General features: G+C 69.9%; 9 protein-coding genes and 1 pseudogene. 4 read left to right on the forward strand and 6 right to left on the reverse strand.

Features of this window, described 5'->3' with window-relative positions; translation table 11 throughout:
• Together WMF46_RS12000 and WMF46_RS12005 are read left to right on the forward strand one after the other, a co-directional pair.
• Positions 1–1005, forward strand: coding sequence for an ABC transporter permease subunit (locus tag WMF46_RS12000; protein WP_437985740.1), 1005 nt, complete (start codon positions 1–3; stop codon positions 1003–1005).
• A 24-nt stretch (positions 1006–1029) separates the two neighbouring features.
• The gene (locus tag WMF46_RS12005) at positions 1030–2022 is read left to right on the forward strand and encodes an NAD-dependent epimerase/dehydratase family protein (RefSeq protein ID WP_437985741.1); all 993 of its coding nucleotides are present in this window, start codon (positions 1030–1032) and stop codon (positions 2020–2022) included.
• A gap of 70 nt (positions 2023–2092) precedes the next feature.
• On the opposite strand, the gene galK is transcribed toward WMF46_RS12005, so the two are convergent.
• The 4 genes and pseudogenes from galK to WMF46_RS12025 form a co-directional block, all read right to left on the reverse strand.
• Positions 2093–3214 (reverse strand): galactokinase, encoded by a 1122-nt coding sequence (galK, locus tag WMF46_RS12010; RefSeq protein WP_437552013.1) that lies wholly within the window; start codon positions 3212–3214, stop codon positions 2093–2095.
• Positions 3215–3625: 411 nt separating this feature from the next.
• Positions 3626–5620, reverse strand: a pseudogene (locus WMF46_RS12015) (nSTAND1 domain-containing NTPase).
• Between the two features lie 490 nt (positions 5621–6110).
• Complete coding sequence (gene aroE, locus WMF46_RS12020) at positions 6111–6935, reverse strand: shikimate dehydrogenase (RefSeq protein ID WP_437987885.1); 825 nt, start codon at positions 6933–6935, stop codon at positions 6111–6113.
• A 131-nt stretch (positions 6936–7066) separates the two neighbouring features.
• Positions 7067–7969, reverse strand: a complete 903-nt coding sequence (locus WMF46_RS12025) for a bestrophin family protein (protein WP_437985742.1) — start codon at positions 7967–7969, stop codon at positions 7067–7069.
• Between the two features lie 365 nt (positions 7970–8334).
• On the opposite strand from WMF46_RS12025, the gene WMF46_RS12030 reads away from it, so the two are divergent.
• Positions 8335–9540, forward strand: coding sequence for a metallophosphoesterase (locus WMF46_RS12030; RefSeq protein WP_437987886.1), 1206 nt, complete (start codon positions 8335–8337; stop codon positions 9538–9540).
• A 33-nt stretch (positions 9541–9573) separates the two neighbouring features.
• Here WMF46_RS12030 and WMF46_RS12035 read toward each other — a convergent pair whose 3' ends face one another.
• Positions 9574–11433 (reverse strand): ATP-binding protein, encoded by a 1860-nt coding sequence (locus WMF46_RS12035; protein ID WP_437985743.1) that lies wholly within the window; start codon positions 11431–11433, stop codon positions 9574–9576.
• A 908-nt stretch (positions 11434–12341) separates the two neighbouring features.
• Positions 12342–12608, reverse strand: coding sequence for a hypothetical protein (locus WMF46_RS12040; protein WP_437552019.1), 267 nt, complete (start codon positions 12606–12608; stop codon positions 12342–12344).
• Positions 12609–12979: 371 nt separating this feature from the next.
• Between WMF46_RS12040 and WMF46_RS12045 the strand changes: the two genes are divergently transcribed.
• Complete coding sequence (locus WMF46_RS12045) at positions 12980–15373, forward strand: glycoside hydrolase family 9 protein (protein ID WP_437985744.1); 2394 nt, start codon at positions 12980–12982, stop codon at positions 15371–15373.
• Positions 15374–15390: the final 17 nt, after the last annotated feature.

Consider the following 15390-nt stretch of genomic DNA (forward strand, 5'->3'; position numbering starts at 1 on the left):
ATGCTCAGCTGGGATCGGCGGGATCTGCCGCTCGTGGTGACCGCGGTCCTCCTGATCGCGCTCTACTCGGGGGTGCTGGTCTGTTACGACGCGGCGCGGAGCCTGCGTTTCCTTGTCGACCTGATCAAGGGGAACGCGGCGATGGGCCTCTGCGCGGTGGGCATGACCTTCGTCATCCTGTCGGGGGGGATCGACCTCTCGGTCGGCTCCGTCGTCGCGCTCACGACGGTCCTCGTGGGCACGCTGGTGGCGGGTGGTTGCCACCCGCTGCTGGCGTTCTGTATCGGCCTCGCGGTGTCGGTCGCGTTCGGCGCGATGACGGGGCACCTGATCCATCGCTTCTCTCTGCCCCCGTTCCTCGTGACGCTCGCGGGCATGTTCTTCGCCCGCGGCGCGGCGTTCCTCGTCAGCATGCAGCCCATCGGCATCGATCACCCTGCGCTGGACTGGATCGTCGATGAGCTCGGCTTCGCGCTGGCGATCCCGGGCCTGGACCGCACCTGGGTCCCGGCGACGGCGCTCCTGTTCCTTGTCGTCCTCGTGCTCGGCGTGGTTGTCGGCCGCAGCACGAGCTTCGGCCGGAACGTCCTGGCCATCGGGGGGGACAGGCAGGCGGCGCTGCTCATGGGGGTGCCGCTGGGCGCCACGACGGTGTGTCTGTACGCGCTGTGCGGCCTGTGCGCGGGCCTCGGCGGGGTCACGACGGCGCTGATCGACAGCGCCGGAAAGCCGAACATCGGCGCCGGCCTGGAGCTCGAGGCCATCGCCTCGGTGGTGATCGGTGGAACGCTGCTGACCGGGGGGGCTGGCAGCGTCGTCGGCACCGTGATGGGCGTGATGATCACGGGCATGGTGCGGGCGGTGATCAACCTGGATGGACGGCTGCCGTCGCCCTGGCACCACATCAGCATCGGGCTGCTGTTGCTCGTCTTCATCGTCATGCAAGAGGTCCTGATCCGCTCGGCCCCCGCAGCCAGGGGGGTAGAGTACGGTCGTCATCGATGATGCTGGAGAACGAGGAGCGATAGAATGATCGAGGCCAAGCGAATTCTGGTCACCGGGGCGGCGGGCAAGGTCGGCCAGGCGTTCATCCGCAAGTTCCTGTCGAACCCCGCGTTCGAGGGGTGGAAGGTCCGTGCGCTGTGCCATAACCGCATGCTGGAGCGGTCGGCGCGCGTGGAGGTGCTGCGTGGGGCCATCGAGGACAGGACCGTCGTCAACGAGGCGACCGAGGGGGTGAGCCACGTGCTGCACCTGGCGACCAGCAAGGAGACCCCCGAGAGCATCATGGACGTGGCCGTCAAAGGCATGTTCTGGCTGCTGGAGGCGTGCCGTGTGAGCCCGGTGTTCGAGCAATTCATCCTGGTCGGGGGCGACGCCGGGATGGGCCACTTCTTCTATCCGCACCCCGTCCCCGTCACGGAGGCGCAGCGGCACAGCGCCTACCCGGGCTGCTACGCGCTGTCCAAGGTGCTCGAGGAGGTCATGCTCGAGCAGTACTATATTCAATATGAGCTCAACGGATGCTGCCTGCGCGCGCCGTGGATCATGGAGAAAGACGACTTCAAGGCGCAGCTATCCTTCGGTGACGACGTGTTCGGAGGGCCGAGGTGGCGCGATCTGGTCGGCACCGAGGCGGCGGAGGGGTACGTCCGCTCGGGCGCCGTGCCGGTGATGCTCGACCGCCGCGGCGAGCCGGTGAAGCGTAACTTCGTGCATGTGGACGATCTGGTCGCTGCGATCCTCAAGGCCATCAATCATGAGAAGGCTCGCCAGCAGACCTTCAACATCTGCATGGACGAGCCGGTGGACTACGGGGAGCTGGCGCGTTACCTGGAGGCGACGCGGGGCCTGCCGAGCGTGAGGGTGAAGACGCCCTTCCATTCGACTTGGCTGGACAACTCGAAGGCGAAATTTCTGCTCGGCTGGCGGCCGCAGTACGACCTGGCACGGCTCACGGATGCTGCCTTCGACCACGTGCGCGCGCCCGATGACCCGCGCGTCACGTGGTACCCCGGTTGATGGGCCCTGCCTCCCCGCGGAGGCCCCTCCCCGTGGTGGACGAGCCTCACGCCGACACCGAGCTTCGCTGCTAGGGGACGGGCCCGCCTACAAGCACCTTCGCCCGGCGGCCCGGCGTGCGCGCGTAGGCCTCCACGACGGCCCGCCCGACGCTCGCCGCGCGCCCGCGCTTCACCAGGGCCACGATCGCGCCGCCGAAGCCGCCGCCGGTCAGCCGGGCGCCGAAGACGTCCGGCTGCGCCCGGGCGCTCTCCACCAGCTCGTCGACCGCCGGCACGGACACCTCGAAATCGTCGCGCATCGACCGGTGAGACGCGTCGAAGAGCTCGCCAAGGCGGCCCAGATCCCCGGCGCGGAGCGCGGCCACGGCGGCGAGCACCCGGGCGTTCTCGGTCACGACGTGGCGCGCGCGCCGGTCGAGCGGCGCCGGCAGCGAGGCGATGCGCGGCTCGATCGACGCGCGCATCGCGTCGACGTCCCGGAGCTCCGGGACGCCGAGCGCCGCGGCCGCGCGCTCGCACTCCGCGCGCCGCGTCTTGTAGTCGCCGCTCGCGTGCTGGTGAGTTACCCCGGAGTCGACGACGAGCAGCTCGGCCTCCGCGGGCAGCGGGATGCGCTCGAACGCGAGCGTCCTCGTGTCGATGAAGAGCGCCGTGCTCTCGTCGGCGAGGCTCGCGGCCATCTGATCCATCGTCCCGACCGGCGCGCCCACGAAGTCGTGCTCCGCGGCGTGCGCGATCCGGGCGATCTCCACGTCGTCGATGGACAGGCCGAGCATCGACCGCAGGGCGCGGGCGAGCGCCACGAGCAGCGAGGCGCTCGACGACAGGCCGCTTCCGAGCGGTACAGTCGACTCGATCCTCGCGTCGAAGCCGGGGATCGATGCGCCCCGGCCGCGGAGGACCGCGGTGATGCCCTGAATGTAGTCGAGCCACAGTCCGCGGCGCGCCTCCTCGCCGGCGCGGAACGAGAGCTGGGCGCCGCCGTGCACGTTCGTCGTCGCGACCTGGATGAGCCTGTCTTCCCGGGGCGCGAGCTCGACGCGCGTCTTCTGCGGGATCGCGGTCGGCAGCACGTACCCACCGCTATAATCGGTGTGTTCGCCGATCAGGTTCACGCGCCCCGGCGCCTCTGCCAGGACCTTCGCCGGACGGCCGAACACGACCTCGAAGCCATTGCCCTTCACCGTCATCGCGGCGCACCCATGTTCACGGGGCGCAGGAAACCCAAATGTTTCGGAGGCGTCAAGCCACAACTGCGGGATCTGCGCCGGGTGTCGCCGTCCTTGATGACGAAGTCGAACGGCCGGTGCGCGTTGATGACGTCGCGGTGGTTCTTGATGTCCTGGTATGCCGAAGGGGGCGGCGAGCGAGTCACATGCTTCCAGGCCGACACGATCCTCTGAATCAGGAAACCTGCACCCGTGGAGGAGGAGACGGAATTGACAGTCAAGCAGACTGACGCCGACATCCCCAAGCCGCCGACCGCGGCACCTGCCCCGGATCGACGGGGCATTTGCTGACGCTCTACAACGTGCGTGGGGCGGCGGTGGCGAGCTTGGGGCGCGATCTGCGGCACACCGGCACGACGTGCCCGGGGCGCCCTATCGTGATGTCGCGATCTCGTGGACCGGCCCATTCCACTTTGGCTTGTTGCTGTGCCGCACCTCCTTCACCAGCTTCCTCGCCTTGGCCTCGTTCTCCAGCGCCTTGTCGGCCTCTATGCGGGCGAGCTTCAGCTTGGTCTCGGCCTGCTCCTGAGCCGCCACGGCTTCGTCGAGCTTCCGCTCGGCCGACCTGCGCTTCTCCTCGCTGAGCCGCAGATCACGCTCCGCCACGCTCCTCGCCCAGGCCTCGCTCGCGGCCTTCAGCCACGATTGCTCGTGCTGCACCATGATCGCCCAGTTCTCGCGGGTCACCTTCACGAGGCCCATCCCCGAGAGCACCAGCAGCGACAGGGCTGCGATGACCCCGGTGATGAACCGGTGCCGCCGACGCCGCCTGTGATCGGCCAGCCGGAGCACCTCCTCCAGGAAGAGCCGTTCTCGGTCAGGCAGCTCCCCCCGGTAGCGCTTGCGAAGGCCGCGAGCCTCCTCGGCCATCTCGCCGCGCCAGAGCATGTCCACGGCCCGGTCGCTCGAATCCCACAGCCTCGCGGCCGCGCGCAACCGCTCCAGGAACACCGCGTCCTCCTGGCTCTCGTCGAGCCAGCGCTTGAGCGTCGGCCACCGCTCGATCAGCGACTCGTGCACCATCTCCACCGTGCTGCCCGCGCGGTCGCTCCCCCTCTCGATCGCCAGGAGCCGCCCGTCGGCGAGCAGGCCCACCACCCGCTCGATCGCGCCTGGATCCCCGGGCAGCTAGCAGAGCTCGCTCAGGCTGGCCACGGCGCATGTCCGCTCCGGCGTCACCAGGCGCTTCAGGACCGCCCGCGCCAGCTTCGCCTGGCGCCAGCTCATCCCGGCCAGCAACGTGTCGGCGTGGCTGGCCAGCGCGCCCGCCACGCCGCCGAGCGCCTCGTAGCTCGCCCGCGTGAGCAGCCGGCGCTTGCGATCGCGCATCTCCCACAGCCTGGCCGCCGTGAACTGGAGCAGCGGCAGCGCGCCGTGCGTCCTCTCCAGCGCGTCGAGGATACCCTCGACCATCGCCGGATCCTCGATCTCGTGCCGCGCCGCCTCGATCGGCCTCACCAGCGCCTCGCGCAGGTCCTCGCGCACCATCGGCCGGAGGAACACGAGGCCACGGATCATCGCCGCCATGAAGCGCTCGTGCCCCGCCAGCCGCTCGATGAAATCCGACCGCACCGACAGGACGAGCCGCAGCGGGGACGACGCGTCGTCGGCGATGCCCTCGAGGCACGCGAGGAACGCCGCGCGCTCGTCGGCAGGGGCGCCGAGCGTGAACAGCTCCTCGAATTGATCGAGAAACACCACGAGGCGCTTCTGCGCGCGGACCGCGCACCCGCGGAGCGCGGCGCCGAGCAGGCCCGGCTCGGCGCGCAGCCGCTGGACCAGCGCCGCCCGCGCCGCCGCGGCGCCATCCGGGGCGAGCGCCTGGAGCTCGGTGCTCAGGGTCACGCCGGGGTTGGTGAAGAGCTCCGCGAGCGCCGCCATCGGCTCGCGCCCGGGCCGCACGATGAGCGCCTCCCAGCCCTCGCCGGATCGCTTGAGCGCCGGGATCACCCCGGCCCGCACGAGCGACGACTTCCCCACGCCCGACGCGCCCGCGATCGCGAGCAGCGGCTGGCTCCGGAGGCGCGCGACCACACCCGCGACGTCCTGCGCGCGGCCGAAGAAGCGGTCGGCGTCGGCCTCCTGGAAGGAGAAGAGGCCGGCGAACGGGTTCTCGTCAGCGCCGAGGTGGAGCTCCCGGCGCCCGGGCAGGAGGGGCAAGAGCTCCGCCAGGAGCTCCTCGGCGGAGGCGTACCGCTCGGCTCCTCGCTTGCGCAGGCAGCGATCGATGATCGCGCCGAGCACGCCGACCTCCGGGTGGCGCGCGCTGACCTCGGGGAGCGGCTCGTCGAGGACCGGCACGCTGAGGAGAGCCTCCCCGCTGCACGGCGCGAGCGGGTGCCTGCCGAGCACGAGCTCGTGCAGCATGATGCCCACCGCCCAGATTGGCCTGCGCCTCGACAAGGAAGCGCTGGACCCCGAGGCTGCTCAGGCGGGTGAGGAGCTTGATCGCGACGAGGCGGGCGAGCCGCGTGTCGCGCGCGAGGAACACAACGCCCATTCCGCCCCGGCCGAGCTCGCGCAGGAGCTCGTAATGGCCGATGCGGGTGCCGGCCGAAAGCGGCGGCCTCGCCTGCGATCGCTGCGAGGGCGACGGGGCGGCCTCCGCGGTTGTCGCGTGGTCATCCAGCGCGCGAGCGGCCGCGCCCACGCCGCCGGCCTTGACCATCCACTCGGGTCATGCGGATGCCGCGGGACGGCCGCGCCCTTTGCGCCATGTACTTCGGCTGCCAGCGCTCGGGGAACTCCGGATGTCGGCTGAATGCCTCGGTCAGACCAAGAGGCGAGCACCTCGCTGCCTGACGTGAGCTCGCCGTGGTGGGGCGCGTCCGCGACCCTGACGGCCCGGGCGCGCCGCTCAGGCTCCCCGCAGCGCAGCGATCACAGGCGCGGTGTCGGGCCGCATGCCGCGCCACAGGGTGAAGCACTCGGCGCCCTGCTCGACCACCATGCCGAGGCCGTCGGCTGTCTGACCCACGCCGGCCGCGCGGGCGGCCTGCACGAACGCGGTCGGCTCCTTCTTGTAGGCCATGTCGTAGGCCAGCGAGCGCTCGCTCCACACGCCGGCGGGCAGGGGCGGCACCTCGTTGGTCATGGAGGAGGCGGAGCCGTTGATGATCACGTCGAAGGGCCCGGCGATGTCGGCGAAGCCGCCGCCGGCGAGCTGGACGGCGCCGGCGCGCGGGCCGAACTCGGCGGCGAGCTCCACGGCCTTGGTGGCGGTGCGGTTGGCGATGAAGATCTCGGCCGGCTGCTCATCGAAGAGCGGCAACAAGGTGCCGCGCACCGCGCCGCCCGCGCCGAGGAGCAGCACGCGCGCGCCCTCGAGGCGGCGGCCGAGGTTATGGGTGATGTCGCGCACGATGCCGAAGCCGTCGGTGTTGTCGCCGAGGACGGTGCCGTCGGCGCGCAAGGTGAACATGTTGATCGCTCCGGCGGCGCGGCCGCGCGGCGTCAGCTCGTCGGCCAGCGCAAAGGCCTCGAGCTTGAAGGGCATGGTGATGTTCATGCCCTTGCCGCCGCTCTCGTGGAACTCGCGCACGGCGGCGGCGAAGCCATCCAGCTCGCCGAGGATCGCGCCGTACACCATGTCCTGCCCGCACTGCCTGGCAAAGGCGGTCTGCAGCGCCGGCGATTTGGTCTGGGAGATGGGATTGCCGATGATGGCGTAACGGTCAGTCATGGGTGCGTCCAGGCCTCGGCGATGCGGGGCCACGCCCGCGAGCGCCGCAGATCTACGATAGTGTGCAGCGACTTGCCAAGAGCGCGCGGCGCCTCCGCGGATCCAAAGGCGCCCCCACCGCCGCGCCGCGCTCAGTCCTGGTAGCTCTCGGCCTTCGACGCCATCACCAGATTGAGCGGCGACGACCCCAGGAGGTCGCGCTCGATGGTGTCGCAGATGCGCGTGAGGGGCAGGTCGTTCGGCTCGTGGCCGAACGGGTCGTCGAGCTCCCCGCCGAGCGCCTCGATCATCAGGACGGGATACGCCACCAGCATCGTCACGACGGGCGTCAGCACCCCGAGCGCCTCGACGAGGGCGAGGGGCAGCGTGGCCAGGTAGAGCGCCACGCCCCGCTGGAGCAGCAGGATGTAGCCGAGCGGCGTGGGGGTCTTGAGGATGCGCTCGCAGCCCCCGAGGCAGTTGACGAGGACGCTCAGCTGCTCCTCGGCGCACACCGCCATGTTGCGCTCGAGGCTCCCGGCCCGGACGAAGGCCGCGAGGCGCTCGGAGACCTCCTGCGCCGCGCGGAGCGGCGGGTGAGGGTGCGCGGAGAGGGCCTCGATCTGCTCCGCCGGGAGCAGCCGGTCGATCTCGGGGCGCTCGGCCTGCCCGCGCAGCGAGCGCCGCGCGGCGTGGACGAACACCACCACCCAGACGGCGACCTCGCGCGCCGCGCCCGGGTCCACCGCGGCGTGCGCGTTCACGATGCGCTTGACGTTGCGGCTCGCGTTCACGATCGAGCCCCAGAGGGTGCGACCCTCCCAGAAGCGGTTATAGGCCGTGTTCGTCCGGAACGCGAGGATGAGCGCGATCACCGCGCCGGCGACCTCGTGAACGCCGATCGAGAGCGACACGCGGGGGACGAACCTGTGCGCGAGCCAGAGCGCGGCGGCGATGACCCCGAAGGCCAGCACGCGACGCATCACGCCCGGCGACAGGGAGCCCCGCGGCGAGACGAGCATCGGCAGCCAAGCGCGCCTGGTGTAGGGGATCATCGGGGCGACCCTCGTGGCGATGCCCTCCCGGAGCACCGGAAGGAGCCATGGACGTGAAGAGGCCTCAGCCTCTCATCGAACGTGCCAATCCTCGTGTGGCCCTGTCAGGATCGCCCTGATCGCCGGGATCCAGCGCGCGAAGCGCGTGGCTCACGAAGAGGAGCATCGCGCCTCCCTACCAGCGAGGTGCCTGTGTCGCAACGCCGCCGGGCGGCGCGGGCGCACGCGCGTCACACGCCAGACGGTCGGTCTCCGGTGGCGCCTGGCGCGGACGCGCTGGACGCGGGACACTCCGCGTCCGTCCAGGCAGAGCAGACCGCGGTGGTCCTGTGCGCTGGGTCGTCTGGAGCCGTCGATTGAAGTTCGTGTCCCCCATCGTCCTGTTCTGGGCGGCCTCCGCCCTGGCCTGGCTCGTCGTCGTGGCAGCGGCGAGGCGCCGCCGGGGCGGACTCTACGCGCGGTTCGTCGGCGTGCTGCTCGGCATCCACACCTTGATCTCGTGCGCTCTCTTCCGCCACGTCGGCCCGCTCGCGCCGGGGTTCGCCTACCTCCAGGGCGCGGTGTACCTGCACTTCCTCATGCTCTCGCGCCCTCGGATGCGGCCGCTCGCCTACCGCGCGCTCGTGAGCATCCCCGCGTCCTACTTTGTGGCGGCGATCTTCCTGTCGTTCCCGTGGGCCATCGCGAGCGCGCTCGGCGCCACGCCGTACGGCCTCTGGGTGCCCTTCGCGCTCGCCGTCGTCGGTATCCTCCAGTCGCTCACCGCCCGCCGCGAGGAGATCGAGCTCGTCGTCGACCGCGCCCCGGTCGACGGGCTGCGCCGCCACCCGCTCCCGCGCGAGGGGGCGCCCGGCGCGCGCCGGCCCCTCCGCATCGTCCAGATCACCGATCCTCACCTCGGTCCGTTCATGTCGGTCGCTCGGCTCCGCGGCATCTGCGAGCGCGCGGTAGAGCGCGATCCCGATCTCGTCGTGCTCACCGGCGATTACCTGACGATGGAATCGCAGGACACCGCGGATCACCTCGCCGAGGCCCTGTCCCCGCTCCGCGCCCTGGAGGGGCGTGTGTTCGCGTGCCACGGCAACCATGATCACGAGTCGCCCCGCCACGTCGCGACCGCGCTGGAGCGCGCTGGGGCGCGCCTGCTCGTGGACGACGCGGCGCTCGTCGAGACCGCCGCCGGGCCCGTCCAGGTCCTCGGGATGGACTTCCATTACCGCGATCGCGCCGAGCGCATGGCGGCGGTCTGCGCCCGTCACCCGCGCAGGAAGGGCGCGCTCCGGCTCGTCCTGCTCCACGATCCGGGCGCGTTCCGCCACCTCGGCGAGGGGGAGGGCGATCTCGTGCTCTCGGGCCACACCCACGGCGGGCAGCTCGGCCTGGTCAGCCTCGGAGGCTCCTGGACCGCCCTCCAGCTCTTCGTGAAGATGCCGGATCATGGCCTGTGGGCCCGCGGGCCCGATCGGCTCTACGTCCACCGGGGGACAGGACACTACGGGTTTCCCCTTCGGCTCGGCGTGCCGGCGGAAGAGAGCGTCCTCAAGGTCCACCTCGCCGGCGACGGCGTCTGACGGGCCAGGCGCCGTCGCCTCCCCGCAGCAGCGCTAGACCGAGCGCGCTTCCCCTGCGTCGGCCGGAGGCGGAGCGGCGGCCTCGTCGACCACCGGCATCAGGGGCAAGTCCACGATGAACATCGCGCCCCGACCCTCACCGGCGCTCTCGGCGCGAACCTCTCCGCCGTGCATTCTCACCAGATCCTGCACGATCGAGAGCCCCAGGCCGAGCCCGCTGTGCCAGCGGGTGGTCGAGCTGTTTGCACGGCGAAATTTGTCGAACACATGGGGGAGAAAATTCGCGCTTATCCCCTCGCCGGTATCGCTGATGCGGAGTTGAGTCTTCGCTCCCATCTCCTCCAGCGACACGGTCACGCGCCCGCCAGCGGGCGTGAATTTGACGGCGTTGCTCAGCAGATTGCTCACGATCTGCTCCAGGCGACCGCGATCGCCCCAGACCCGGCCGGTCGTCGAGCGGAGCGACAGCGAAATGCAGACGTCCTTCGCCTCCGAGGCCGGAGTTACAGAGTCGATGATCGCCTGGACGACCTCGGCCATGCTGACCGGCTGCCGCTTCAGGTCCACCTTGCCGCAGAGGATGGCGGAGACGTCGAGCAGCGTCTCGACGAGCTTCAGCTCGGCCATGCCGTTGCGCTCGATAACCTCGAGGCCGCGCTGCACCCTGGCTGCGTCAGGCTTGTCCGTGCGGAGAAGAATATGCGCCCAGCCGAGGATAGAGGTCAATGGCGTTCGCAGCTCATGGCCGAGCGTGCAGAGGAACTCGTCCTTCATTCGGTCGGCGGCCTCGGCCCTGGAACGCGCCGCCTGCTCGCTGGCCAGCAGCTTCTCCCGCTCTTCCTCCGCCCGCTTGCGTTCGGTGATGTCCGTGGAGATAGCGCACACCGCATAGGGCTTGCCTTCCGCGTCGAACAGGGGGCACTTGACCGAGATATAGGTGTGCATCCCGTCGCCCTGCGGCACCACCTCCTCGGTCTCCAGGGGCTCCTGGGCCTCCAGCACCCGCATGTCGAAAGAGCGGAATAGCTCGGCCTGCTCCGGGGGGAAGAGATCGTGGTCGGTCATGCCGACGATCGACTCGTTCGACTTGATCGACTTGATCGACTCGTTCGACTCCACCGTCGCGCGGAACAGCTGCCTGAAACGGCGGTTGCTCAGCAGGTATCGGCCCTGCAGGTCCTTCACGTAGACCATGGCCGCCGAATTGTCGATGATTGCCTGCAGCATGCCCTGGCTTTCGCGCAATGTCTCCTCGGCCCGCTTGCGCTCGCCGTTCTCTTGTTTCAGCAGATCGTTGGCCGCCGCAAGCTCGGCCGTGCGCTCCTCGACTCTCCGCTCCAGCTTGTCGTGGGCGCACCGCAGCGCGGCCTCCAATCGCTCGCGCTCCTCGATTTCCCGCCGCAATTTCACGTTCTGTGCCTCGAGCTCCGCGCGCATCGTATACAGCTCCAGGTGTGTCTTGATCCGCACCAGGACCTCGTCGAGCTCCAGAGGCTTGATAACGTAATCGACGCCGCCGGCCTCGAACCCGGCCACCTTGTGGGCCGTCTCTTCCAGCGCGGTCATGAAGATCACCGGAATGCCCTTGGTGCTTTCAGACGCTTTCAGGCGCCGGCACGTCTCGAAGCCGTTCATTCCCGGCATCAACACATCGAGCAGGATCAAATCGGGAGAAAGGAGCTCGGCCCGCTCCAGCGCATCTTCACCATCTTGAGCGACCGCCACCTGAAAGCCTAGCTCTTCGAGCTGAGCGGCTGTCGCGGCCATGCTTTCCGGCACATCGTCGACCATCAGGATGGTATGCACGGGACACCAGGCTCTGAGGTTGTGTTCATTGGAGACGATGGCAACGTAGCGCCAGCGTGAACCGGTCGCGACAACCTTCTGACACATCCGCCCACTATGGCTCTTCGCCTGGGCGCGCCCGCCATGGCCGTCGTTCGGGCTGCGCGGTCGGGGGAGCTGTCGTGATGCCGTACCGGAGCTGCGCCTGGAGCATACCGCGGAGCCGCTTGATCTGGAAGCTTCGCGCCACCGCGCGCACCTGCCCGCTCCACGCTCCGAGCTGCGCTGCTCCAAGGCGCGCGCGGCCGGGGCCTGCGAGAGCGCGGCGGCCGAGCGGGCAAGGATGTTCCGGAAGTCCATGGCCATCGGGCCGCGGTAGGCCATGCGGTCGAGGTCGCGCGTGACGCGCCTCCGGCGACCTCTGCGCAGCGAGCTGGGGCGTCCACCAGGTCGCGAGCCCGAAGCCGATCAAGCACGCGCGCGTCCGCTCGGCGTCGACCAGGACGTTGTCCGGCTTGATGTCCCGCTGGAGGACGCCGGTGCACCTCGCCCAGGCTGCGCGCAACCGCGGCGCCCAGGCGCAGCGCGCCCCCCACCGGCAGCGGGCCCTGGTCGAGCACGCGCGCCAGCGAGGTATCGACCCAGGGCTCCAGCACGGGGACCGGCTTCGCGAGCGCGCGCGGAGTCGGCGGCTCGCCGCAGGGAGCTCTCAGCATCGCCGGCGCGCCGCTCCTGGACTCGGCCGCTCGCGCGACGCACGTATCGGTGCGCAGGACCTCCCCCGTAACGTAGTCCATGTCGAATTCTCGACGATGCGATGGCGCTTGTCACTCGCTATCGTGAATGAGCTCGATCGCACGCGCTGGTGTCGAGGGTCTGGTCGGGAATGGCTGCGCCGCACAAGAGAGTTGTGCCGGACAGCGAGTCCATCAGCAGGGGGTGTGGAGGAGATCCCCCATCTTGCCGGAATGATGAGCCGCCAGGCGCGCCAAGGACGCCAGGCGCTCCGAGAGGGCTCAGGCCGTCTCGAGGAACTTGCGCACCTGGGACTCGATCGCGCTGCCGGGCACGATGAAGGGCTTGTCCGTGATATCCACGGAGAAGCTCTGAGCCGAGACGGCATACGTCCCCTTCACGGTCCCCGCCGGCGTCGGCACCGAGAAGTCGCCCTTGCCCTCGTTGCCCGTGAACTTGCCGCCGGCCTTCTCGATCGCCGTCTTGGCCTTCGCGACGATGTCTTGAGAGGATCCGCTGAAGGGGACTGAGAAGCTGTGCTTTGCCATGTCGTCTCCTGGGGTGCTCGATCGCCATCCTGGTACGGCGCGAGTGCGGCGGAGGTTAGTGCGGCCTCGCCACGGGTACCAGCGCGAACTTGCTGGGCCTCCCGCGCGCCGCAGGGCCGCGCGGGATCGCCGCGCGCCGCAGGGCCGCGCGGGATCGCCGCGCGCCGCAGGGCCGCGCGGCGATCCCGCGCGGCCCTGCGGCGCGCGGGATGGCGGGTGATGGCAGGCCGCGCGTCGCTGGCTGGCGAAGGTCGACGGGACGGCCGCCGCGCCGCCTCGAACCCGCGCGTCGGGGAGGATTGCGCTTGACAAGACGGACAGAATCGCCGCTTTCTATGCGCCGATTGCTCCCAGTCGTGAACCGAGGACTTATGAAGGACCTTTTTCTCAAGCCGTCGATCCTCCGCCGAGCGGGGCGGGTGTCCGCGCTCGCGCTCGCGCTCGGGCTGAGCGCTGGATGCGTGGTCACGCAGGGCCCCGGCGCGGGGGCCGCCCCTCCTGGCGGCGCGAGCCCCGGCGCGGGCGGTGACGCGAGCGCCGCGGGGGGCTCCGCGCCCGCGCAGACCAACCTGCTCAAGGCATCCAACTTCGACGACAACAAGAGCCTGCCCTGGACCACCTCGTTCACCGCGCCTGGCGCGGGCAGCGCCGAGGTGAAGAAGGGGGCCTATTGCGTCACGGTGACGAACAAGGGGTCAAACAACTGGGACGCCCAGTTCCGCCACCGGGAGATGGTGATCCAGAAGGGGCACAGCTACACCCTCGAGTACAAGGCCTGGGCGTCCTCGCCCACGAAGGCGCGCCCGAAGGTCGGCATGTCGGGGCCGCCTTACGAGGAGTACTGGTCGGACACCGTGATCCTCGGGACCGAGCCCAAGACCTTCTCCGGCAAGTTCACGATGGGGAAGGCCGATGACGGCACGGCGGAGCTCGCGTTCCACATCGGCGGCGCCATGGCGTCGGCCAAGGAGCCGTTCGAGGTCTGCATCGACGACATCCGCCTGGACGACCCGCAGTTCAAGGCCGCCGCGCCCGTGGCCGAGGCGACGGCGCCGAAGGTCGCCGTGAACCAGGTCGGGTATCTGCCCGGCGCCATCAAGATCGCCACCGTGAACAGCGCGGCGACCGCGCCGGTCGCCTGGGAGCTGCTCGACGCCTCCGGCAAGTCCGTCGCCCACGGCCAGACCAAGGTCTTCGGAAAGGACGGCGCCTCCGGCGATCACGTCCACCTCGTCGACTTCACGGCCGTCAAGGCGCCTGGCCAGGGCTACGTGCTCAAGGTGGGGGAGGAGAAGAGCTTCCCGTTCGACATCGGAACGGGCCTTTACCAGAAGCTCAAGTACGACGCGCTCGCGTATTTCTACCACAACCGGAGCGGCATCGAGATCAAGATGCCGTTCGCCGGCAAGCCCGAGCTGGCGCGCCCGGCGGGGCACCTCCACGACAAGAGCACGCGCTGCCTGAAGGACAGCGGCTGCGACTATGCGCTCGACGCGTCCCGCGGCTGGTACGACGCCGGCGACCACGGCAAGTACGTCGTCAACGGCGGTATCTCGGTGTGGACGCTGCTCAACTGGTACGAGCGCACGAAGCACATCGGCGCCTCGAGCGCCGACTTCGCCGACGGCAAGCTCAACATCCCCGAGGGCAAGAACGGCGTGCCCGACATCCTCGACGAGGCGCGCTGGGAGCTCGAGTTCCTGATGGGGATGCAGGTGCCGGAAGGCAAGCCGCTCGCCGGCATGGTCCACCACAAGATGCACGACGAGTCGTGGACGGGCCTCGGCCTCGCGCCGCACGAGGACAAGCAGGCGCGCTTCCTCCACAAGCCGAGCACCGCGGCGACGCTCAACGTGGCGGCCACGGGGGCGCAGTGCGCGCGCATCTGGAAGACGGTGGACGCGGCGTTCTCGGCGAAGTGCCTGAAGGCCGCCGAGCGCGCCTGGGCGGCGGCGAAGCAGAACCCGGCCCTCTACGCGCCGCCCGGCGGCGACAAGGGCGGCGGGCCCTACGACGACACGGACGCCAAGGACGAGTTCTACTGGGCCGCGGCGGAGCTCTTCGTCACGACGGGGAAGCCGGAGTACAAGAAGTTCCTGCAGGACTCGCCGCTCAACGCGCGGTTCCCGACGGAGATCGAAGGGGGCGCGGCGTCGATGAACTGGCGGGTCACCGACGGGCTCGGCCAGATGTCGATGGCGATCGTGCCCGGCCACGTGGACGCGGCGTGGCAGAAGGAGATCCGCGGCCGCATCGCGAAGGCGGCCGACCAGTACCTCGCCATCGCCGACAAGGAGGGGTACCGGACGCTCATCGCCCGGACGCGTGAAGGCAAGTACGACTGGGGCTCGAACTCGGGCGTGCTGAACAACATGCTCGTTGTGGCGCTCGCCCACGACTTCACCAAGCAGCCGAAGTACCTCGACGGTGTGGTGCTGGGCATGGACTACCTCCTCGGGCGCAACCCGCTCGGGCAGTCGTACGTGACCGGCTACGGCGACAAGCCGCTCGAGAACCCGCACCACCGGTTCTGGTCGCACCAGGCGAACAGCAAGTTCCCGAAGGCGCCGCCCGGCGCCGTCTCCGGCGGCCCGAACTCCTCGCTCCAGGATCCCCATTCCCAGAGCGCCGGGCTCAAGGGGTGCGTCCCGCAGCGGTGCTTCGTTGACAACATCGAGGCCTGGAGCGTGAACGAGATCACGATCAACTGGAACGCGCCGTTCGCGTGGGTGACCGGCTTCCTCGACGAGAAGGCGAAGCCGTAGCCGCGTTGGCCTGAGGG

Origin of the sequence: Sorangium sp. So ce117, from assembly GCF_051524395.1 — a bacterium.
GTDB lineage: Bacteria > Myxococcota_A > Polyangia > Polyangiales > Polyangiaceae > Sorangium > Sorangium cellulosum_B.